Origin of the sequence: uncultured Empedobacter sp. (genome assembly GCF_937930195.1) — a bacterium.
Lineage (GTDB): Bacteria > Bacteroidota > Bacteroidia > Flavobacteriales > Weeksellaceae > Empedobacter > Empedobacter stercoris.
The window spans coordinates 1-20,136 of sequence record NZ_CALGVK010000063.1; the positions used below are offsets into that span (position 1 = coordinate 1).

Here is a 20,136-nt window from a genome sequence, read left to right on the forward strand (position 1 = left end):
TCTTAAGTCAGAAGGTTGCTTTTTTATTAAATCAACATATTCGTTAAATTTCATATGTGTAGCAGGTGTATCCGAACTTTTTGTTGCATCAGCGGGTTTACTATCGTACAAAGGAACAATTTGTTCACCAGCTTTTTCTTTGATATAATCAAGATTCCATTTATCAAAATCCTTCCAATCTTTAGCGTAACCTTTTAATAACAAAGGTTTTCTTTTTTTGAGATAATTTTTTATAAATTCTTCTTTCGATATCGATTCTACCGTATCAATTGTCTGAAATTGCATGTATTTGTAGTATTGGATTACTCAAAAATAGAGAAACTAATTGAATTTGAAATAAAAAAAATCGACAGATTGTCGACTTCATTATTATTCTTTTTCGTTTACCATTCGGATCAAATAGGCCATATTTCGAATCACGCTACTGTGTTTTTTGACAAAAGGATTTTCTTTATTCCAAACATATCCAGCTAAAACAGCACAAATTTTTTCTTTAACATCAGGATTTTCGGGTTGATGAAAAAATAATTCTTGCAAATTTCCAGTATACCATTCTTGTACATAAGTTGTAAAAACATCAATGCCTTCTTTCATATAATCTTCATATTCAGATTGCCAATCAACTTTTTCGTTGTTTATTTCTTTAATGGCGAGTTTTGCAGCTTTCAAACCGCTTTCTGTCGCAAAACAAACTCCAGAAGAAAAAACAGGGTCTAAAAATTCGGTACTATTTCCTGTCAAAACATAACCATCTCCATACATTTTTGTAACTGCTGCCGAATAATTTTTCAACCATTTAGGTTCAAACTCAAACGGTAAATCACCAAATCGATTGACATAAAAATCAGACTTTTTAATTGCATTTTGTAAAGCCTCAACAGTACTTTGATTGGTTGATAATTGATTGATATAATTTGTTGGACCAACAATTCCGACACTCGTTTTACCATTTGAAAAAGGAATTACCCATAGCCAAACTTTTGTTTCGATGATATCAAAAGAAATCTGTGTACCTTCTTGTCCTTGAGGTCGACGAACATCATCTATATGTGTGAAAATAGCCGAATGAGGATTTAATTTTGAGGGGCTATCAATGTTTAATAATCGAGGTAAAACACGACCATATCCACTTGCGTCAATTAAAAATTTAGCGTTAATTTGATAGGTTTCACCGTTTTGTTTTTTTACAGTTGTGATTGATCTTTTCTGTTCAAATTGTACATCAATAACTTCTTCATTAAAACGTAAATCAGCACCTTTGTCAATAATTGCATTCGCAAGAGTCATGTCAAAATCAGCACGAGGAACTTGCCAGGTCCAATCTTGACCTTTACCAAATTTTTTACTGAAGTCGAAAACACAAATTTGTTCATCACGAATAAATCTTGCTCCAGCTTTTACTTCAAAATTTTGTTGATCCAAATAAGGCAATAAACCCGCTTCTTCGAAATGATCCATTGAACGAGGAATTAAACTTTCGCCAACAACAATTCGTGGAAATTGCGTTTTTTCTAACACAATTACATTGACGTTGTGCTTTTTCAAATAGGCTGCAGCAACAGATCCCGAAGGACCTGCACCGATGATTAAAACATCTGTATTTTCAATCATGATTTTTTGTATAGTTTTTTAATTATTTTTGCAATTGATTGAGGAAACAAGTAACCAAAAATCGCTAAATATTTTACCTAATCAATAACATGACAAAATTAACAATTGACACTATAGAAAACATACTTTTTGCAAATAAAAAATTAGTGCTGGATAAATCAACACTTAAGCGAGTGGAGAATAGTTTTAATTTTCTGAAAGAGTTTTCAACAAATAAAATAATTTATGGCGTAAATACAGGTTTTGGTCCAATGGCTCAATATCGTATTGAGGAAGAAGATACAATTCAACTTCAATATAATTTAATCAGAAGCCACTGTACAGGAATAGGAGAACCATTGACGTTAGATCAAACAAAAGCAGCAATTATTGCGCGTTTAAATACGTTGTCTCTTGGTTTTTCAGGAATTCATCCATCGGTCTTGTTGTTGATGCAAGAGTTGGTGAATCGTGATATTTTACCGGTTATTTATCAACATGGTAGCGTAGGAGCCAGTGGAGATTTAGTTCAGTTAGCACATTTAGCATTAGCTTTAATCGGTGAAGGGGAAGTATTTTATAAAGGAGAAATCAAATCAACGAAAGAAGTTTTTGAGATTGAAAATCTTCAGCCAATAGAAGTTCATATTCGCGAAGGTTTGTCTATTATGAATGGGACTTCGGTTATGACAGGTATCGGAATGGTAAATTTGATTAAAGTAGATCAATTGATTAATCTTTCGATTACGTTGAGTTCGATGATGAATGAGATTGTTCAATCTTTTGATGACCATTATTCAAAACCATTAAATGAAGCTAAACAACATATAGGACAGCGAGTTGTTGCGAATAAAATGACCGACTTTTTGAATGATAGTCAATTGGTTAAAAAACGAGAAAATGAATTGTACCAAGAACGTAAAGAGAAAATTTTCCAAGAAAAAGTACAAGAATATTATTCGTTACGTTGTGTTCCGCAAATTTTAGGTCCAATTTACGATACATGGAATGCTGCAAAAGAAGTAATAGAAAACGAGATTAATTCGGCAAGTGACAATCCAATTATTGATGTAGAAAATCAAACGGTTCATCACGGAGGTAATTTTCATGGCGATTATGTTTCGTTAGAGTTAGATAAATTGAAATTAGCTGTCACGCGTTTATCGATGCTTAGTGAGCGTCAATTAAATTATTTAGTGAATCCAAAAATTAATGATATTCTACCACCTTTTGTGAATTTAGGAACACTTGGTTTTAACTTTGGTTTACAAGCTGCGCAGTTTACAGCAACGTCTACAACGGCAGAAAATCAAACACTTTCTACGTCGATGTATGTGCATAGTATTCCAAATAATAACGATAATCAAGATATTGTGAGCATGGGAACGAATGCCGCTACAATTTGTGCAAAAGTGATTGATAATACGTTTGAGGTATTGACAGTTCAAAGTTTAGCTGTAACACAAGCGATAGAATGTCTACAAATACAAGATAAATTGTCATCAAAAGGGAAAGCATTTTATGATTCAATTCGTAAAATTGTTCCTGCATTTAAGGAAGATGAGGTGATTTATCCTTATCTTAAGGAAGTTAAAAATTATTTACTAAATAATAAAGTAAAATAAAGCATGAAATGTGCAATAGTAACAGGTGGTTCGCGTGGAATAGGAAAAGCAATTTGTTTAAAAATTGCCGAAGACCATGAGTATCATCTTTTAATCAATTATAATTCGAATGAAGCTGCTGCGTTAGAGACTTTAAGAGAAGTGGAAAGGTTAGGAGGTTCAGGTGAAATTTTGAAATTTGATGTAGCTGATACTAATCAAACCCAACAAGTTTTGACAGATTGGTCAGAAAAAAATTCAGATGCAATTGTAGAAGTAATTGTTAACAATGCTGGAATAACAAAAGACAATTTGTTTATGTGGATTTCGCAAGATGATTGGTCGAATGTGATTAATACAAGTTTAAATGGTTTTTATAACGTGACGCATTTCTTTATCAATCCATTGTTAAGAAATAGATTTGGTCGAATTGTGAATATTGTTTCTGTTTCTGGATTGAAAGGAACGCCAGGACAAACGAATTATTCAGCAGCGAAAGCAGCAGTTATTGGTGCTACAAAAGCCTTAGCACAGGAAATTGCCAAACGCAATGTGACAGTAAATGCTGTTGCGCCAGGTTTTATCGAAACCGATATGACAGATGAATTGGATCAAAAGGAATTAAAAAAAATAATTCCAGCCAATCGTTTTGGAAAAGCCGAAGAAGTAGCTGATTTGGTAAGTTTCTTGGTTTCTAAAAAATCGAGTTATATTACAGGTGAAGTAATCAATATAAATGGAGGAATTTATTCTTAGCTAAAATGAGTCAAAGAGTCGTAATAACAGGAATGGGAATTTATTCTTGTTTAGGAACATCATTAGAAGAAGTAACCGAATCTTTGCGTCAAGGAAAATCAGGGATTATTTTTGATGAAGAACGTAAAGAATTTGGATTCAAATCCGCATTAACAGGAATGGTTCCTCATGCTGATTTGAAACCTTTTTTAAATCGTCGTCAACGAATTACAGTTGGCCAAGAAACAGAGTTTGCGTATATGGCAACTTTAGAAGCCTTGAAGAATGCTGGTTTGACGGAAGAATATGTGAAATCAAATGAAGTTGGCATTATTTACGGAAACGATAGCGTTTCGAAAGCAATTATTGATGCTATTGATATTGTTCGGGAGAAAAAAGACACAGAATTAATAGGTTCTGGTGCTATTTTTAAATCAATGAATTCTACTGTAACCATGAATCTTGCAACAATTTTCGAATTGACAGGAATTAACATGACCATTAGTGCTGCTTGTGCAAGTGGTTCTCATTCTGTTGGTTTGGGGTTTATGATGATCAAAGATGGTTTGCAAGACATGATTATATGCGGTGGAGCGCAAGAAATAAATAAATATGCTATGGCAAGCTTTGATGGGTTAGGTGTTTTTTCAGCCAATGAAAAGCATCCAGAAAAAGCATGCCGTCCTTTTGATAAAAATCGTGATGGATTAGTACCAAGTGGAGGAGGGGCAACGTTGATTTTAGAGAGTTATGAATCGGCTATAAAACGTGGTGCTCCAATTATAGCTGAGGTTTTGGGCTATGGTTTTTCATCAAATGGGGGGCATATTTCTACACCTAATGTAGATGGGCCTGCGATAGCAATGAATAGAGCGTTAAAACAAGCAAATCTATCGGCTGATGAAATTCAATATATCAATGCTCATGCGACTTCTACACCAGTTGGTGATGCGAATGAAGCAAAAGCAATCGATCAAGTTTTTGGGAAAACGAGACCTTATGTTAGTTCGACAAAATCGATGACAGGACATGAATGTTGGATGGCGGGAGCAAGTGAAATTATATATTCTAACTTAATGATGATGAATAATTTTATTGCGCCTAATATTAATTTCGAAGATGCAGATGAAGATTCAGCTAAATTAAACATTGTTAAAGAAACCTTAAATAAAGAATTTGATGTATATTTGTCAAATTCTTTTGGATTCGGTGGAACGAATTCTGCCCTTGTAATTAAAAAAATTAATTCCTAAAAAATGGTGAAAAGTCAAATCGCTGAAAAATTAAACGCTATCTTAATTGATGAATTTGAAGTTGATCCTTCTGTGATTTCAGAAGAAAAAAATATCAAAGAATCATTAGATTTAGATAGTTTAGACTATGTCGATTTAGTGGTAATCATTGAATCTAATTTTGGTGTTAAATTAGTAAAAGAAGATTTTCAAAGTATGATTACTTTTGAAGACTTTTATACAATTGTAGAACAAAAGTTAGAGAACAAATAACAAATATGAAACAATGGGATGGTCGTTCTAAAGGAACGGTCCTTGGTTACAAAATATTTGTCAATGTGATGAAAAAGCTCGGAATTAAGGCTGCTTACTCAGTCTTAATTTTTGTAGCTTTTTATTATTTTATAACAGCTGTCGATAGCAATAAATCAATCTACAATTACTTTCGTTATCGTCTAAAATTTTCCATTTTCAAATCAATTTTAAGCGTTTATAAAAGTTATTATACGTTTGGTCAAACATTAATTGATAAAACAGCAATTAATGCAGGTTTACGTAATAAATTTACGTACGAATTTGATGGGATTGAATTGTTGAAAAATTTGTTAGATCAAAAACAAGGAGGAATTTTAATCAGCGCACATGTTGGAAATTTTGAAGTTGCAGAACATTTTTTTGCTGACATCGATTTAGATTGTCAAATAAATTTGGTAACGACAGATTTAGAACGAAACGTCATCAAAGAATATTTGGAAAGTATTTCCATGAAACCTTCGGTGAAATTTATCTTAATTCAAGAGGATTTATCACATATTTTCGAAATTAACAATGCGCTTAGCCGAAATGAATTGATTTGTTTTACAGGTGATCGTTATTTCGAAGGAAATAAGACCATGTCAGAAGTTCTTCTTGGCAAAGAAGCTAATTTTCCTGCAGGACCATTTTCTATTGCTTCTCGATTGAAAGTGCCCGTTGCTTTCGTGTATGTCATGAAAGAAAAAAATCTACATTATCATCTATATGCTCGTCAAGCGAATTTCAAACATCGTGATGCAAACGCTCTATTGAAGGAGTTTTGTACGAATTTAGAAATCATTCTAAAAAAATATCCTTATCAATGGTTCAATTATTTCGATTTTTGGAAGTAAATTACACAACAATATGAATTTTCAAACCACTAAAAAAAATAATCTTTTACAAAATGACAAACATATTAGTTGTCTATTATTCGCAGTCAGGACAATTGAAAGAGATTGTAAAGCAAACAACTTATGATTTAAATAAAAGCCAAGATATTAGTTTAACGACCTATAACATAAAAATGGAGGAGGAGTTTCCTTTTCCGTGGGATTTTTATTCTTTTTTTAATGCTTTTCCTGACAGCTTTCTTCAAAAAAAGAAGAAAATTAAACCAATTCCATCCGAAATCTTACATCAAAAATATGATTTGATTTTATTGTATTATCAAGTTTGGTTTTTATCACCTTCCATTCCAATTAACTCTTTTTTAAGAGATTCGCAAACGCAAAAACTTTTAGAACATACTAAAATAATTACGATTAGTGGCTCGCGAAATATGTGGTTTTTAGCACAGGAAAAAATCAAGGTAATTTTGAAAGAACAAAAAGCGAAATTGGTCGGAAATATTGCGTTAGTAGATCATACACCAAATTTAATAAGTGCAATGACGATTGTAAATTGGATGTTTTCAGGAGTTAAAAAACGAATGTTTAATTTGTTGCCTTTGCCAGGAATTAATGAAAAAACAATACAAGAAAGTAGAAGATTTGGTAAAATTATTCTAAATTCAATCCAAAATAATAGTTATTCAGATTTACAAGAAAAATTAGTACAAGCTCATGCTGTTGAGGTAAAACCTTTTTTGGTTTCTGTAGATAAAAAGGGAAACCGAATGTTTAAAGTTTGGTCAAAAATGATTGATTCTAAGCAAGGTAAACAGCGAGAAAAGTTCTTAAAATTCTTTTATTATTATTTAATTGTGGCTATTTGGATAATATCTCCGATAGTAAATTTGTTATATATTATATTTTATCCGTTTAATTATTTTAAATACAAAAAACAGGTAAAATATTATCAAGGAATAAAATAATATGCAACACGTATATATCACCAAAACTTCTAAGTTTTTGCCAAATCAACCAGTTTCAAACGAAGAAATGGAAGATTTTTTAGGAAAGATTAATCAAATTCCGTCAAAAGCAAGAAGAATTGTTTTAAGAAATAATGGAATCAAAACACGTTATTATGCACTTGATGAATCAGGGAATATAACGCATTCTAATGCTGAATTGACAATGAAAGCAATCGTCAATTTGTTGGATGATCGATTTACACAAAACGATATTGAGGTATTGTCTTGTGGAACTTCTACACCCGATTTGCTATTACCTTCTCATGCAGCAATGGTACATGGTTTATTGCAAAATAATGTTTCAGTCGAATTAAATTCTTCTTCTGGTGTTTGTAATTCGGGAATGAATGCGTTAAAATTTGGATATCTTTCAGTGAAATCGGGTAATTCTAAAAATGCAATTTGTTCTGGATCGGAACGAGTTTCGACATGGATGAAAGCAGAAAAATTTGAACATGAAGTTGAAAATTTGAAAGAATTAGAAGAACAACCTATTATCGCGTTCAAAAAAGACTTTTTACGTTGGATGTTGTCTGATGGTGCAGGTGCTTTTTTATTAGAAAATACACCAAATGAAGATACTATTTCACTAAAAATAGAGTGGATGGAATCTTATTCTTACGCACACGAATTAGAAACCTGTATGTATGCAGGTGGTGATAAATTACCAAGTGGAGAAATGAAACCTTGGAGCGATTATTCTTCGGAAGATTGGCTAAAAAAATCGGTTTTTTCATTGAAACAAGATGTCAAAGTTTTAAACGACAATATTTTAATCAAAGGTGTGGAAAGCATGAAAGCTGCAATGGATAAACATCAATTATCATCAGATCAGATCGATTATTTATTGCCACATGTATCTTCTAATTATTTTGTTCAAGGATTATATGATGAATTTTGTAAGAAAGGTATCACAATTCCGCTTGAAAAATGGTTTATGAATTTGAGTAAAGTTGGAAATGTTGGCTCGGCTTCTATTTTTTTAATGCTTGATGAACTTTTTCAGAAAGGAAATCTTATAAAAGGAAATCGTATCATGCTTTGTGTACCAGAAAGTGGACGTTTTTCTTATTCGTATGCCTATTTAACTGTCGTGTAAATGAGTGCAATACAATTACCTAATCACTCGATAGAGTTTATCAAATTATTGATTCCACAACGCGAACCAATGATAATGGTTGATGCTATTTTTGATTTTGAAGAAGGAAAAGTAGTTGGTGGTTTATCGGTACAAAATGATTCAATTTTTGTGAGTAATAATGAATTAAAAGAACCAGGAGTGTTAGAACATATGGCGCAAACAGTAGCGTTGTATACAGGATATCAATTTTATATTCGAAATGAATCAGCACCAACAGGATATATCGGGTCGATGAAGTCAATACAGATTAATCGTTTGCCTAAAGTTAATGAAAATTTAGTAACAACAGCCGTTATTTTACACGAAGTGATGGGGGTGACTTTGGTATCAATCGAAACAAAGATTGAAGAAGAGGTAATTGCAAAAGGAGAGATGAAAACAGTGATTGCAGAAACATAATTTATGAAAGTAAATCAACAAATTGATATTCAACAATACCTTCCACATCGTGAGCCAATGCTTTTTGTGGATACGATTTCTTGGTTAGAAAAAACGTATGTTGAAGCATTATTTACGATAAAACCAACTCAACTATTTATTCAGAACGAATATTTTACTGAAGTCGGTTTGCTCGAAAATATGGCGCAAGTTTGCTCAACGATTATAGGTCAAAATTATTTTGTCAATTTTGCTGATCTTCATAAAGGGGATGTAACTGGTTTTATTAGTACGATAAAACGAGCTGAAATCTTGAAATTACCAAAAATTAATCAAACAATAACAACAAAATCAACATTGTTAGAAGTTTATGATTATGATGAATTTACAATTAGTTTAATGCAGGCAATAGTTGTACTTGACGAAGAGATTATTGCAACAGCTACGATGAATTTGATGCTTCAAAACCATAAAAAATGAAACAATCAGAAGTACCACAAGATAAAGGACATTTAAAAGATTTTAATGAAGTATATTACGCGATTGATGATCAAGGCGAGTTTTCTCAAACGTTGAGTACGGGTTGGGAAGCGAAGAATCTTGTTCAGTCCGAAACATTAAAAATATTAGATGAGCGTACAGAGCAAGCAAGACAACAAGTGATTGAAGGAAAAGCAAGTCCAATATTATATTTCATGGAATTGAAACGTATGGATTGGGATATCCTTTCTAATTATGTTGGAATTTGGAAATTTTTTGTCAAACGACATTCAAAGCCAACTGTTTTCGCAAAACTAAAAGAATCAACACTAAAAAAATATGCCGAAGCTTTTGAAATTTCGGTTGATGAATTAAAAAACTTTAATGGAAACCCTAACTGATTTTAAACATTTTCAATCTGCACATTGCGAGAACGGTGTTGCTTCTAATTTGTTAAAAAATAAAGGAATTGATATTTCAGAACCAATGATTTTTGGAATTGGTTCGGGACTATTCTTTGTCTTCTTGCCATTTCTTAAAGTGAATCATGCGCCAGCTATTAGTTATCGTCCAATGCCTGGAATGATCTTTAATCGTGCAGCAAAAAATCTTGGAATAAAGGTTAAACGTCATAAATTTCGTTCTACAAAGTCTGCTCAAACCTTTTTAGATCAACAACTATTAGCTAATCGTCCATGTGGTTTGCAGGTTGGTGTATACAATTTAACTTATTTTCCCGAAGAATATAAATTCCATTTCAATGGACATAATTTGGTAGTTTTTGGTAAACAAGATCAAACTTATTTAATTAGTGATCCTGTGATGCAAGAAACAACAAAATTGACAGAAAATGAATTAGAAAAAGTTCGTTTTTCGAAAGGAGTTTTAGCTCCAAAAGGTCATTTGTATTATCCTGAATATATTCCAGAACATATAGATTATCAGAAAGCGATTACAAAAGGAATAAAAAAAACGTGTCGCGAAATGTTAGCGCCAGTACCAATTGTTGGTGTTAAAGGTATACGAATGGTTGCAAAAAGAATTAAAAAAATGCCAAAGAAAATTGGAAATGCAAAAACCAATTATTTCTTGGCTCAAATGATTCGTATGCAAGAAGAAATCGGAACTGGTGGTGGAGGTTTTCGTTATATTTATGCTGCTTTTTTACAAGAGGCTGCACAAAAAATAAACCAACCACATCTGAATGATTTTGCCTTAGAAATTTCTGAAATAGGCGATAAATGGCGCGATTTTGCTTTAAATGCTTCAAGAGTATATAAAAAAAGAAACAATGCCCAAGATATTTATGATGTAATTTCTGATCAATTGTTGGAATTAGCAGATTTAGAAGAGTCGTTTTTTAAGCGTTTAAGAAAAGCAATTTAGAGATGATTGAGATTGAAAAATTATATAAAAAATATAAAAATTCGGATGTTTTTGCGTTAGAAGACTTCTCATTAACGATAAAACAAAACGAAATTCATGGTGTTCTTGGTCCAAATGGAGCAGGGAAAACAACATTGATGTCGATACTTTCAGGTTTGATTAAACCCACTTCTGGGAATATTGTGATTCAGAATTTTAATCAGAAAAATGATTTAAAAAAGATTCAAAATATTATTGGAATTGTTCCACAAGAATATGCATTGTATCCAACGTTGACAGCACGAGAAAATTTAGAATTTTTCGGAAAGATTTATAAAGTTCCTTCAAAAGAATTGCATGAAAAGATTTTGCTTTTGACAGAAAAAGTTGGAATGAGTAAATTTTTGGATAGAAAAATTGAATCTTTTTCGGGTGGAATGAAACGCCGTATTAATTTATTGGCAGGCATTCTTCACCAACCAGAAATTCTATTTTTAGATGAGCCAACTGTTGGTGTTGATATTCAGTCCAAAATTGCGTTATTGGATTATTTACAAGAACTTCATCAGCAAGGAATGTCGATCGTTTATACATCGCATCATATGGCAGAAGCGGAAGATTTTTGTACGCAGGTTACTATTATGAATCAAGGAAAATCGATTATAACTGCCCAACCAAAACAATTGATTCAACAAGTAAATGCGTATAATCTTGAAGAAGCATTTGTTTATCTAACTAAATTGTCATGATATGTTGAAACAACTTTTAGCATGTATTAAAAAAGAAATTTTATTGCTGATTCGCGATATTGGTGGGTTGGTGATTCTTTTTATAATGCCTTTGATTTTGGTTGTAACGGTAACTAAAATTCAGAAAAGTACCTACGATTCGTTTGCAGAAGCAACTATTCCAGTACTATTTATTGATCATGATCAGGATAGTATTTCTGCTGTGGTTAAAAAACATATTTCTCAATCGGGCAATTTGAAAATTGTTTCAGAATTAAATGGAAAAAAATTAACAGAAGATGAACTAAAATCAGAGGTGTTCAAAGGGAAATATCAAGTCGGAATTGTTATACCTGAACGATTATCAAAAGATTTGGATTATAAAATCAATCAAAATGTTGAGCAAATTTTAAATGAATTTGCTTTCGATAGTACGGAAGTTAAATACAATCAACAGGTTAGTCCAAAAACGATTAAACTTTATTTTGATCCAGCAACTTCCTTGGCATTTAAGGACAATGTTTCGAATGTATTGGATCAATTAATAACGGACACCGAAAATAAAAGTATTTATAAGGCATTTCAACAAGAAATGGGGTCTGAAGATTTGAGTTTTCAAAATGAAAAATTCATTCATTTTCAAGAAATTGTTCCCGAAGATTCAAAATCAATTTTAAAACCAAACGTGACACAACATAATGTTCCTGCTTGGACATTATTTGCTATATTTTTTATCGTTGTTCCTTTATCTATCAATATTGTAAAAGAAAAAAGTTTAGGAACACACGTACGATTATTAACTAGTCCGATGCCTTATTCAGTTCAAATTATTGGTAAAACAATCACTTATTTAGCCATAAGTTTATTTCAGTTTACAATGATTTTAGGTGTAGCTAAATTCGTTTTTCCATTGATTGATTTACCAAGTTTTAAAACAGATGGTATTTTATTTTCTATTTATGGACTGACTGTTTTTGCGTCTTTAGCCGCAATTGGTTTGGGACTTTTAATTGGAACAATAGCCAAAACACAAGAACAATCTGCACCATTTGGAGCAACTTTAGTCGTTATTTTAGCAGCGATAGGAGGAGTATGGATTCCTGTTTTTGCAATGTCAGATTTTATGCAACATTTCGCAAAAATCTCACCGATGAATTGGGCGCTAGATGGCTATTATAGTCTTATTCTACGAAATCAGTCATTCATAGAGATTGTACCGAATATTATTTTGTTAATTTTGTTCTATATTATTACCTTGTTTGCCGCATTATATTATGATAGATTCAAAAGAGAAGATTAAAACCTTAGTACATCATTCTAATTTCGCTGTTCGATTTAATGAAACCGACCCGTTGGGAATCGTGTGGCATGGGAATTATATTACATATTTTGAAGATGGAAGAGAAGCTTTTGGCCGTCATTTTGGAATTAGTTACTTGGATATTCAAAAAAGTGGCTTTGTAACGCCGATTATCAAATCAGTTTGCGAGCATAAGTTTCCGTTGAAATATGGGGATAAATGTAGAATAGAAACCACTTTTGTAGATACTTTGGCTGCAAAGATGATTTATAAATTCAAGATTTTTAATCAAGATGAAAAATTAGTTTGTATTGGTGAAACAATTCAAGTATTTTTAGACAACGAAGGAGAATTAATGTTAACATTTCCAGCATTCTTTGAACAATGGAAGAAAAAAGTAGGATTATTGTAATGGAGAAAATTTACATCAATCGTGCGAATATTTTAACGCCTTTCGGTAATACAATTGAAACGAACTGGAATCAATTGTTGGAGGGAAATTCTGCCGTCACTAAAGTTGAATCATTTGGTCATTTAAAACATTTTTATGCAGGAAAAATTAATGAAGAAATTTTCTGTAATTTAAAAGATCAAGTAATTGATAATAAAAAATATACTCGATTAGAATTAATTGGGATTATAGCTCTTCAATCTATTGTTGCGCAAGCGGAAATAAGTTCTCGAACGGGTTTTGTTTTATCCACAACGAAAGGAAATATTAATCATCTTTCACATTCTATAAACGAAGCATCTATTCCAAATTTCGCTAAAAAAATCGCTGATTATTTTGAATTCAAATCAGAACCAATAATCGTATCAAATGCATGTGTATCTGGTGTTTTGGCGGTAAATGTAGCAAAACGTTTCATTGAAATGGATACTTTTGACAATGTATATGTTTTGGCTTTAGATGAATTAACAGATTTTGTTTTAACAGGTTTCAATTCATTTCAAGCAATGGATTTCGAGTTGTGCAAACCTTTTGATCAGGCTCGAAAAGGTGTTAATTTAGGCGAAGCAGCAGCTTGTATTTATCTTTCGAAGAATAAAGAAAAAAATAGTTTTCAAATTTTGGGAGAAGCTTCTATTAATGATGCAAATCACATTTCGGGACCATCACGAACAGGTGAAGGTTTGGTTTTGAGTATCGAGTCGGCGATGAAAGAAGCAAATGTTTCATCAAATGAAATAGATTATATTTCGGCTCATGGAACGGCAACTTTGTATAACGATGAAATGGAAGCGATTGCTTTTAATCGTTTACAAATGAATGCTATTCCGACCAATAGTCTAAAAGCTTATTACGGACATACATTGGGGGCGTCTGGATTGTTAGAATTGGTGATTTCGATGAAACAAGCAGAAGAAAATATTATATTGAAAAGTAATAATTTCAAAGAAGTAGGAACTTCAGTTTCTCAAAATATTTTAAAGGAAAATCTTCAAAAAGAAATCAATGTTATTCTAAAAACTTCTTCTGGATTTGGCGGAAGTAATGCTGTAATTATACTTAAAAAAGTTCAAGATGACTAAAGTTGAAATTAAAAAAGAACAAGTTTGGTTGAATGACGAACTTTATTTCGAAGATTCTTCAGGAGATTTTGGGTTATTTTCTAAAAATTTATTTAAATCGTTAGAAATAGATTATCCAAAATTCTATAAAATGGATAATCAAAGTAAATTGGCTTTTTTAGCTGCTGAGATCATTCTAAAAGACGAGAATACATTGAATGAAAATCAAGAAATAGCGTTGGTTTTTGCCAATAGAAATTCAAGTTTAGATTCAGATTTGAAACATCAAAAAAGTATTCAATCGACTGATGAAATTTTTCCAAGTCCAGCTGTATTTGTTTACACATTAGCAAATATTTGTTTAGGAGAAGTCAGTATTCGTCATCATTTGAAAACTGAAAATGCTTTTTTTATTTCATCGAATTTTGATGAAGATCTACTTAAGAAATATGCGAATTTTTTGATTAATAAGAATAAAACAAAAAAAGTTGTGTTGGCTTGGGTTGATTATTTACAAGAAGATTACGAAACAAAAATGTACTTAATAGATTAAAATAATATTAGTTAGAATAAAAACATTATGGAAAATTTAATAAACGATTTAAAAGTGAAAATTATCGAAATTTTAAATCTTGAAGATGTTTCGGTAGAAGAGATTAAAAATGATGACCCTCTATTTGGAGACGGTTTGGGGTTAGATTCTATTGATGCATTAGAATTGATTGTTTTATTGGATAAGGAATATGGAATTAAAATTACTGATCCAAAAGAAGGAAAAACAATCTTTCAATCGGTTGAAATCATGGCTGATTATATCGAAAAAAATAGAACAAAATAATGACAAAAAAAGTTGCTATAACTGGAATAGGAATTATCTCGGCAATTGGTAAGAATGTCGAAGAAAATTTTGATTCATTAATTCATCAAAAACATGGTTTATCGCGCCTTAAAAACGTTGAATCTATTCATCAAAATGAAATTTTTGTGGGTGAAATAAAATTATCTAATGATGAGTTAGCAACTTTTTTAAATTTATCTTCGGACAACAACTTTTCCAGAACAGCAATGCTAGGGCTTGTAGCTGTAAAAGAAGCTTTAAAAAAAGCTAAGATAGAAGATGTAAATGAAGTAAGAACGGGGTTGATTTCCTCTACGAGTGTAGGAGGAATGGATCGAACTGAAAATTATTTTTTAGATTTTGAAAATTTACTTGATCAACAAAAGTATATTATGAGTCATGATGCAGGAGCAACAACGAATCAAATTGCAAACGAGATTGGTTTAAAAGGTTTTGTTTCGACGATTAGTACTGCATGTTCTTCAGCTGCAAATGCGATTATGTATGGTGCTCGTTTGATTAATTCAGGGAAATTGGATCGTGTGATTGTAGGTGGGACTGACGCTTTGTCTAAATTTACAATCAATGGATTTAAAAGTTTAATGATTTTAAGCGACGAGTTTAATCAACCTTTTGATGAAAATCGTAAAGGTTTAAACCTTGGAGAAGCCGCAGCTTATTTGGTTTTAGAATCAGATGAATTAGCTCAAAAATCAAACAAAAAAATCTTTGGTTATTTGATCGGTTCAGGTAATGCCAATGATGCATTTCATCAAACTGCATCTTCTGAAAATGGAGAAGGAGCGTATTTAGCGATGAAAAAAGCATTTGAAACCGCGAATATTCAACCAAAGAATATCGATTATATCAATGTTCATGGTACAGCTACAAACAACAATGATATAACAGAAGGTAGAGCTTTGAAAAGAATCTTTGGAGAAGATGTACCTATTTTTAGTTCAACTAAACCATATACGGGTCATACATTAGCTGCTGCAGCGAGTGTAGAAGCGGTTTTTAGTTTGTTAAGTTTACAACATAGTATCGTTTACCCTAACCTTAATTTTCAATCTCCGATTGAAGAATTGAATATCTTTCCTTCGACAGAAGTTAAGAACAAAGATATTCAATGTGTATTATCAAACTCGTTTGGTTTTGGAGGGAATTGTTCAACTTTAATCTTTTCTAAATCATGAAAGAAGTAGTGGTAAATGGATTAGGTTTCGTAAATGCTCAATTTACAAATGAAATCACAAATGATTTTTTGTTATTAGAAACTTCAATAACGAAAGCGAAATCTCCTTTGTTAAAAGATATTATTTCTTCTGCGATGAGTCGTCGAATGGCTTCTGGAGTTAAAATGGGAATTTATTCTTCTTTAAAAGCATTGAATGATGGAGGAATTGAACATCCAGAAGCGATAATCACTGGAACAGCTTTAGGTTGTTTGGTGGATTCTGAAAAGTTTTTGACGAATATTATTCAAAACAAAGAGGAGTTTTTGACGCCAACTGCTTTTATTCAATCTACACATAATACGGTTGGTTCTCAAATTGCTTTACATCTTGGGTGCAACGCTTACAATTTTACCTATACAAATGGTTTTAATTCCTTTGAGAATGCGTTATTAGACGGTTTTTTACAAGTAGAAAAGGAAGGGATTAATAATGCGTTAATTGGTGGAATTGATGAAATAGGTGTTCGTACTTATGAATTATTGCAATTAGTTGGTGAGATTAAAAATGAGTTTAACCAAGGAGTTAAATACAGTGAAGGTGCACACTTTTGTGTTTTATCTAATCAAAAAAGTGAAAGTTCTTATGCGAAAGTAATAGATGTTCATCTCTTGAATAATTATGAAGATGTAAATGCTGAAATTTTAAAGTTTATTCAATTGAATAATATTGATTTATCCGATATTGATGCGATAATTTCAGGAGATCAAACTTTGCGAATTAATGAGAAGGAATTGATTGAGATATTTGAATACAAAGATTTTATTGGTGAATTTGGAACGTCATCGGCTTTTGGATTTATTTTAGGTTGCAAATTATTACGTCATCAAAGTTTACCTTATCAATTTAAAACCAATGAAATAGTGGCTAAAAGTTATCGAAATGTACTTTTGGTCAATGGTCGGAATGGAAAAGATTTGAGTTTAGTATTGCTTCAATCGATATGAAATTTAAAGTTGCCACCATCTTTTTTGTAGCTACACTAATTTGTCTTTCAATTGGTTGTTTTGCAAAAAGTTTGTCTTTTTTTTATTTGTTTATACCTTTTTTTATTTGGTCGTTATTGACAATTTTTGGTGCTTTTGAAATTCGATTTAATTACTTTTTGAAAGCGTTTCATTCAGCAGGGAAAACCACAGATCGAATAATTTCGTTAACTTTTGATGATGGACCAACAGAATTTACACCAAGAATTCTTGAAATTTTAGAAAAAAATAATGCTAAAGCAACATTTTTTTGTATCGGAAAACAAATCAATCAATCTCCAGAAAATCTTCAAAAAATACATCAATTAGGGCATTTAATAGGAAATCATACTTATCATCATTCGCCTAAAAATGGCTTTTATTCAACTGATAAAATTATACAAGAAATTCTGACTACTAATCAAATTATTGAACAAACTATATCGGTTAAAACAAAGATTTTTAGACCGCCTTTTGGCGTGACAAATCCACATATTGCAAGAGCTTTGCGCAGAACCAAACATCACGTAATAGGTTGGGATGTTCGATCTTTGGATACAGTTATTGATGATGAAAAAAGATTGTTTGATCGAATTACACGACAAATTAAACCAGGTTCAATCGTTTTATTGCATGACACTTCGGATAAAACAGCGAATGTGTTAGCACAATTATTTGTATTTTTACAAAAGGAAAATTATAAAGTAGTTCCTTTAGACGAACTCTTGAAAATTGATGTATATGAAAACTAAAATCTTCATTTTATTTGCATTTTTTCACTTGACAATTTTTGCGCAAGAAAGTAAAATGAGTAATGCTGAAATTGAGAATTTCAAAAAAGATATTGTAACTGATTCTAAAAGAATAAAGACGTTAACGGCTGATTTTACACAATATAAAGTGATGAGTTTTTTAGAAAATCCAATTGTTTCGAAAGGTAAATTGTATCTGCAAAATCCAAGTTCGATGCGTTGGAATTATACGCAACCTATTGATTATAATGTCATTTTTAACCACAATAAAATTTACATTAACGACGAAGGAAAAAAATCGAGTGTTGATTTACAAGGGAATAAAAAGTTTGAAAAACTAAATCAATTGATTGTTGGAAGTGTAAGTGGTAATTTGTTCAATACCAATGATTTTGTTATTACGTATGTTAAAACGGATAAAGCTCGAATAGCAAAATTGCAACCGAAAATAAAAGATGTGATGAAATACATCAAAGAAATTCAGTTGACGTTTTATTCCGGACAATCGACGGTGACAGAAGTGAAATTGATTGAGCCTTCAGACGATTACACCAAAATCTTATTTACGAACAAATCTTTAAATAAAGCAATCAATGCGTCTGTTTTTACTCCTTAGTATTTTGTTTTTAACGTCTTGTGGAACGACATATAAAATAGCCGATATACAAGATAAACAAAAGGTTGAAAAGGAATTTCTTAATCCTTATTTTAGTCAAATTAACAAAGAATACAGTTACCGTTTTAAGATTACGTTTATGAAAAATGAAATGAAAGGTAATTTTGTAGTAAAAAAGCTCGGTTATGATTCGCATCGAGTAGTAATGATGTCTGATTTTGGAAATACATTATTTGATTTATCTATTTCGGAATATAATTACAACTTGAATTATGCCATGCCAGATTTGAATAAAAAAGTAGTTGTGAAAACACTTGCAAATGATTTACAAATGCTTTTTAAAAACGATTTCAAAGTAGATGAATCTATTAAAACAGCAGATTTTGTTGTTTTAAAATCGAAAGAAGTAAGTTTAGTATTCGATGAAAATGAATCAAGTTATTTTCAAGAATTAATTCATCTAAAGAACAATAAAATAAAGACATTCAATTGTTTTACGACTAATCAAACAGATTATCCAGAAAAGATTTTAATCAAACACTATCACTTTAACTTAAGTATCGAATTGTCAAAAGTAAATACACAATTAGAGGAAGATTAAACAAACTTAAATTACAATATTTTTTAGATTATATTTGTAAATCAAAACAGTTACAAATGCTTATTCCTAATCTATATACCATCAAAAATTCGGAGAAAATAGATGATGTAAATTTTAAAGTCCAAATTGAACTGAATCCAAATCATGAAGTTTTTGAAGGTCATTTTCCAAATAATCCAATTACTCCAGGCGTTTGCATGATGCAAATTATAAAGGAAATAACAGAAGGTTTTGTTGCGAAAAATCTGTTTTTGTCTAAAGTTTCGAATGTCAAATTTATGGCAACCATAAATCCATTTGTGAATCCAATTTTGGAATTAAATTTGAATGTTGTTTGCGAAAATGATGAAGTAAAAGTTAAAAATACCTCTTTTTTTGAAGCAACAAATGCCTTAAAATTTAGTGCAATTTATAAAGTTTTGGATTAATGAAAATCATATTATCGTTATTATTTTCGGTTTTATTCTTTTTTGGATTAACATTATCCGAATTAAGGACGGATTTTGAAAACGCTTCGAAATCATCTAAAAATGTGACTATTTTATACAATAAATTAAATAATTATTCTGGTGAAAATCAGACAATTATTGCGTACAAAGGAGCTTCTAAAATATTAAAAGCAAGAACGATAAAAGATAAGGAAATAAAAAAACAATTTTTTACAGAAGGCGCTACTTTGATTAATAATTCTATCAAAAAGGATTCAAAAGATGTGGAAAATCGTCTGATTCGATTAATCATTCAAGAAAATATTCCAAAGTTTATTAAATACAATCAAAATATTCAAGAAGATAAAACATTTATTATCGAAAATTATAAATCGGCTCCTAAAGAAGTTCAAGCATTGATTAAGTCATACGCCAAAAATTACAATACTTTTACAGTACAACAGCAGAAAACATTTCATTAAGC

The 20,136-nt window shown here is 31.2% G+C and carries 26 protein-coding genes; 24 read left to right on the forward strand and 2 right to left on the reverse strand.

Annotation, left to right across the window (positions count from 1 at the left end):
- Together Q0616_RS03520 and Q0616_RS03525 are read right to left on the reverse strand one after the other, a co-directional pair.
- Positions 1 to 285, reverse strand: a 285-nt coding sequence (locus Q0616_RS03520) for a cupin-like domain-containing protein (RefSeq protein WP_298775157.1), incomplete at its 3' end; no start/stop codon positions are given.
- A gap of 84 nt (positions 286 to 369) precedes the next feature.
- Entirely contained in the window at positions 370 to 1,614 is a 1,245-nt protein-coding gene (locus Q0616_RS03525; protein WP_286483971.1) for an NAD(P)/FAD-dependent oxidoreductase, read from the reverse strand.
- Between the two features lie 86 nt (positions 1,615 to 1,700).
- Here Q0616_RS03525 and Q0616_RS03530 point away from each other — a divergent pair, with 86 nt between their 5' ends.
- The 24 genes from Q0616_RS03530 (at position 1,701) to Q0616_RS03645 (ending at position 20,134) form a co-directional block, all read left to right on the forward strand.
- The gene (locus Q0616_RS03530; protein ID WP_260543700.1) at positions 1,701 to 3,215 is read left to right on the forward strand and encodes a histidine ammonia-lyase; all 1,515 of its coding nucleotides are present in this window, start codon (positions 1,701 to 1,703) and stop codon (positions 3,213 to 3,215) included.
- 3 nt (positions 3,216 to 3,218) lie between these two features.
- A complete protein-coding gene (gene fabG / locus Q0616_RS03535) occupies positions 3,219 to 3,950 on the forward strand; it encodes a 3-oxoacyl-ACP reductase FabG (RefSeq protein ID WP_225539280.1) in 732 nt (243 codons plus the stop codon).
- A 5-nt stretch (positions 3,951 to 3,955) separates the two neighbouring features.
- The gene (locus Q0616_RS03540) at positions 3,956 to 5,182 is read left to right on the forward strand and encodes a beta-ketoacyl synthase (protein ID WP_171623074.1); all 1,227 of its coding nucleotides are present in this window, start codon (positions 3,956 to 3,958) and stop codon (positions 5,180 to 5,182) included.
- A gap of 3 nt (positions 5,183 to 5,185) precedes the next feature.
- Positions 5,186 to 5,434 carry a phosphopantetheine-binding protein gene (locus Q0616_RS03545; protein WP_171623075.1) on the forward strand — a complete coding sequence of 83 codons (249 nt, stop codon included), beginning with the start codon at positions 5,186 to 5,188 and terminating at the stop codon, positions 5,432 to 5,434.
- A gap of 5 nt (positions 5,435 to 5,439) precedes the next feature.
- Positions 5,440 to 6,309: a lipid A biosynthesis acyltransferase gene (locus Q0616_RS03550; protein ID WP_225539279.1), complete on the forward strand. Its 870-nt coding sequence runs from the start codon at positions 5,440 to 5,442 to the stop codon at positions 6,307 to 6,309.
- A 53-nt stretch (positions 6,310 to 6,362) separates the two neighbouring features.
- Entirely contained in the window at positions 6,363 to 7,271 is a 909-nt protein-coding gene (locus tag Q0616_RS03555; protein ID WP_286483967.1) for a dialkylrecorsinol condensing enzyme DarA, read from the forward strand.
- Position 7,272: 1 nt separating this feature from the next.
- On the forward strand, positions 7,273 to 8,412 hold the full coding sequence (locus Q0616_RS03560; RefSeq protein WP_260543695.1) for a beta-ketoacyl-ACP synthase III: 1,140 nt from the start codon (positions 7,273 to 7,275) through the stop codon (positions 8,410 to 8,412).
- A complete protein-coding gene (locus Q0616_RS03565) occupies positions 8,413 to 8,853 on the forward strand; it encodes a hypothetical protein (protein ID WP_260543694.1) in 441 nt (146 codons plus the stop codon).
- A 3-nt stretch (positions 8,854 to 8,856) separates the two neighbouring features.
- Positions 8,857 to 9,312, forward strand: a complete 456-nt coding sequence (locus Q0616_RS03570) for a hypothetical protein (RefSeq protein ID WP_171623080.1) — start codon at positions 8,857 to 8,859, stop codon at positions 9,310 to 9,312.
- Positions 9,309 to 9,713 (forward strand): hypothetical protein, encoded by a 405-nt coding sequence (locus Q0616_RS03575; protein WP_260543693.1) that lies wholly within the window; start codon positions 9,309 to 9,311, stop codon positions 9,711 to 9,713. The genes Q0616_RS03570 and Q0616_RS03575 overlap by 4 nt, the downstream gene beginning before the upstream one ends.
- The gene (locus Q0616_RS03580) at positions 9,697 to 10,698 is read left to right on the forward strand and encodes a BtrH N-terminal domain-containing protein (protein WP_171623082.1); all 1,002 of its coding nucleotides are present in this window, start codon (positions 9,697 to 9,699) and stop codon (positions 10,696 to 10,698) included. The genes Q0616_RS03575 and Q0616_RS03580 overlap by 17 nt, the downstream gene beginning before the upstream one ends.
- A 2-nt stretch (positions 10,699 to 10,700) precedes the next feature.
- Complete coding sequence (locus Q0616_RS03585; protein ID WP_171623083.1) at positions 10,701 to 11,426, forward strand: ABC transporter ATP-binding protein; 726 nt, start codon at positions 10,701 to 10,703, stop codon at positions 11,424 to 11,426.
- 1 nt (position 11,427) lies between these two features.
- Positions 11,428 to 12,705, forward strand: coding sequence for an ABC transporter permease (locus Q0616_RS03590; RefSeq protein ID WP_188319842.1), 1,278 nt, complete (start codon positions 11,428 to 11,430; stop codon positions 12,703 to 12,705).
- Positions 12,680 to 13,117, forward strand: coding sequence for a thioesterase family protein (locus Q0616_RS03595; RefSeq protein WP_171623085.1), 438 nt, complete (start codon positions 12,680 to 12,682; stop codon positions 13,115 to 13,117). Before Q0616_RS03590 ends, Q0616_RS03595 begins: the two co-directional genes overlap by 26 nt.
- The gene (locus tag Q0616_RS03600; RefSeq protein ID WP_298775170.1) at positions 13,117 to 14,238 is read left to right on the forward strand and encodes a beta-ketoacyl synthase N-terminal-like domain-containing protein; all 1,122 of its coding nucleotides are present in this window, start codon (positions 13,117 to 13,119) and stop codon (positions 14,236 to 14,238) included. Before Q0616_RS03595 ends, Q0616_RS03600 begins: the two co-directional genes overlap by 1 nt.
- Entirely contained in the window at positions 14,231 to 14,770 is a 540-nt protein-coding gene (locus Q0616_RS03605; protein WP_171623087.1) for a 3-oxoacyl-ACP synthase, read from the forward strand. The genes Q0616_RS03600 and Q0616_RS03605 overlap by 8 nt, the downstream gene beginning before the upstream one ends.
- Before the next feature lie 27 nt (positions 14,771 to 14,797).
- The gene (locus Q0616_RS03610) at positions 14,798 to 15,055 is read left to right on the forward strand and encodes a phosphopantetheine-binding protein (RefSeq protein WP_284583918.1); all 258 of its coding nucleotides are present in this window, start codon (positions 14,798 to 14,800) and stop codon (positions 15,053 to 15,055) included.
- On the forward strand, positions 15,055 to 16,251 hold the full coding sequence (locus Q0616_RS03615; protein WP_298775175.1) for a beta-ketoacyl-[acyl-carrier-protein] synthase family protein: 1,197 nt from the start codon (positions 15,055 to 15,057) through the stop codon (positions 16,249 to 16,251). The genes Q0616_RS03610 and Q0616_RS03615 overlap by 1 nt, the downstream gene beginning before the upstream one ends.
- Positions 16,248 to 17,237: a 3-oxoacyl-ACP synthase gene (locus Q0616_RS03620; RefSeq protein ID WP_286483963.1), complete on the forward strand. Its 990-nt coding sequence runs from the start codon at positions 16,248 to 16,250 to the stop codon at positions 17,235 to 17,237. The genes Q0616_RS03615 and Q0616_RS03620 overlap by 4 nt, the downstream gene beginning before the upstream one ends.
- 71 nt (positions 17,238 to 17,308) lie before the next feature.
- Positions 17,309 to 18,007: a polysaccharide deacetylase family protein gene (locus Q0616_RS03625; RefSeq protein ID WP_225532398.1), complete on the forward strand. Its 699-nt coding sequence runs from the start codon at positions 17,309 to 17,311 to the stop codon at positions 18,005 to 18,007.
- Positions 17,997 to 18,623, forward strand: coding sequence for an outer membrane lipoprotein carrier protein LolA (locus tag Q0616_RS03630; protein WP_317619461.1), 627 nt, complete (start codon positions 17,997 to 17,999; stop codon positions 18,621 to 18,623). Before Q0616_RS03625 ends, Q0616_RS03630 begins: the two co-directional genes overlap by 11 nt.
- Positions 18,601 to 19,224: a hypothetical protein gene (locus Q0616_RS03635; protein ID WP_298775183.1), complete on the forward strand. Its 624-nt coding sequence runs from the start codon at positions 18,601 to 18,603 to the stop codon at positions 19,222 to 19,224. Before Q0616_RS03630 ends, Q0616_RS03635 begins: the two co-directional genes overlap by 23 nt.
- Before the next feature lie 56 nt (positions 19,225 to 19,280).
- Positions 19,281 to 19,652, forward strand: a complete 372-nt coding sequence (locus tag Q0616_RS03640; protein ID WP_225539270.1) for a 3-hydroxyacyl-ACP dehydratase — start codon at positions 19,281 to 19,283, stop codon at positions 19,650 to 19,652.
- Entirely contained in the window at positions 19,652 to 20,134 is a 483-nt protein-coding gene (locus tag Q0616_RS03645) for a hypothetical protein (protein WP_298775186.1), read from the forward strand. Before Q0616_RS03640 ends, Q0616_RS03645 begins: the two co-directional genes overlap by 1 nt.
- Positions 20,135 to 20,136 lie beyond the last annotated feature (2 nt).

Coding starts and splice junctions, on each gene's coding strand:
- Q0616_RS03610 (WP_284583918.1), top strand. CDS start 14,798: ATGGAAAATTTAATAAACGATTTAAAAGTGAAAATTATCGAAATTTTA.
- Q0616_RS03580 (WP_171623082.1), top strand. CDS start 9,697: ATGGAAACCCTAACTGATTTTAAACATTTTCAATCTGCACATTGCGAG.
- Q0616_RS03550 (WP_225539279.1), top strand. CDS start 5,440: ATGAAACAATGGGATGGTCGTTCTAAAGGAACGGTCCTTGGTTACAAA.
- Q0616_RS03530 (WP_260543700.1), top strand. CDS start 1,701: ATGACAAAATTAACAATTGACACTATAGAAAACATACTTTTTGCAAAT.
- Q0616_RS03560 (WP_260543695.1), top strand. CDS start 7,273: ATGCAACACGTATATATCACCAAAACTTCTAAGTTTTTGCCAAATCAA.
- Q0616_RS03615 (WP_298775175.1), top strand. CDS start 15,055: ATGACAAAAAAAGTTGCTATAACTGGAATAGGAATTATCTCGGCAATT.
- Q0616_RS03570 (WP_171623080.1), top strand. CDS start 8,857: ATGAAAGTAAATCAACAAATTGATATTCAACAATACCTTCCACATCGT.
- Q0616_RS03555 (WP_286483967.1), top strand. CDS start 6,363: ATGACAAACATATTAGTTGTCTATTATTCGCAGTCAGGACAATTGAAA.
- Q0616_RS03640 (WP_225539270.1), top strand. CDS start 19,281: ATGCTTATTCCTAATCTATATACCATCAAAAATTCGGAGAAAATAGAT.
- Q0616_RS03545 (WP_171623075.1), top strand. CDS start 5,186: ATGGTGAAAAGTCAAATCGCTGAAAAATTAAACGCTATCTTAATTGAT.
- Q0616_RS03635 (WP_298775183.1), top strand. CDS start 18,601: ATGCGTCTGTTTTTACTCCTTAGTATTTTGTTTTTAACGTCTTGTGGA.
- Q0616_RS03590 (WP_188319842.1), top strand. CDS start 11,428: ATGTTGAAACAACTTTTAGCATGTATTAAAAAAGAAATTTTATTGCTG.
- Q0616_RS03620 (WP_286483963.1), top strand. CDS start 16,248: ATGAAAGAAGTAGTGGTAAATGGATTAGGTTTCGTAAATGCTCAATTT.
- Q0616_RS03645 (WP_298775186.1), top strand. CDS start 19,652: ATGAAAATCATATTATCGTTATTATTTTCGGTTTTATTCTTTTTTGGA.
- Q0616_RS03595 (WP_171623085.1), top strand. CDS start 12,680: ATGATAGATTCAAAAGAGAAGATTAAAACCTTAGTACATCATTCTAAT.
- Q0616_RS03565 (WP_260543694.1), top strand. CDS start 8,413: ATGAGTGCAATACAATTACCTAATCACTCGATAGAGTTTATCAAATTA.
- Q0616_RS03575 (WP_260543693.1), top strand. CDS start 9,309: ATGAAACAATCAGAAGTACCACAAGATAAAGGACATTTAAAAGATTTT.
- Q0616_RS03585 (WP_171623083.1), top strand. CDS start 10,701: ATGATTGAGATTGAAAAATTATATAAAAAATATAAAAATTCGGATGTT.
- fabG (WP_225539280.1), top strand. CDS start 3,219: ATGAAATGTGCAATAGTAACAGGTGGTTCGCGTGGAATAGGAAAAGCA.
- Q0616_RS03600 (WP_298775170.1), top strand. CDS start 13,117: ATGGAGAAAATTTACATCAATCGTGCGAATATTTTAACGCCTTTCGGT.
- Q0616_RS03630 (WP_317619461.1), top strand. CDS start 17,997: ATGAAAACTAAAATCTTCATTTTATTTGCATTTTTTCACTTGACAATT.
- Q0616_RS03605 (WP_171623087.1), top strand. CDS start 14,231: ATGACTAAAGTTGAAATTAAAAAAGAACAAGTTTGGTTGAATGACGAA.
- Q0616_RS03540 (WP_171623074.1), top strand. CDS start 3,956: ATGAGTCAAAGAGTCGTAATAACAGGAATGGGAATTTATTCTTGTTTA.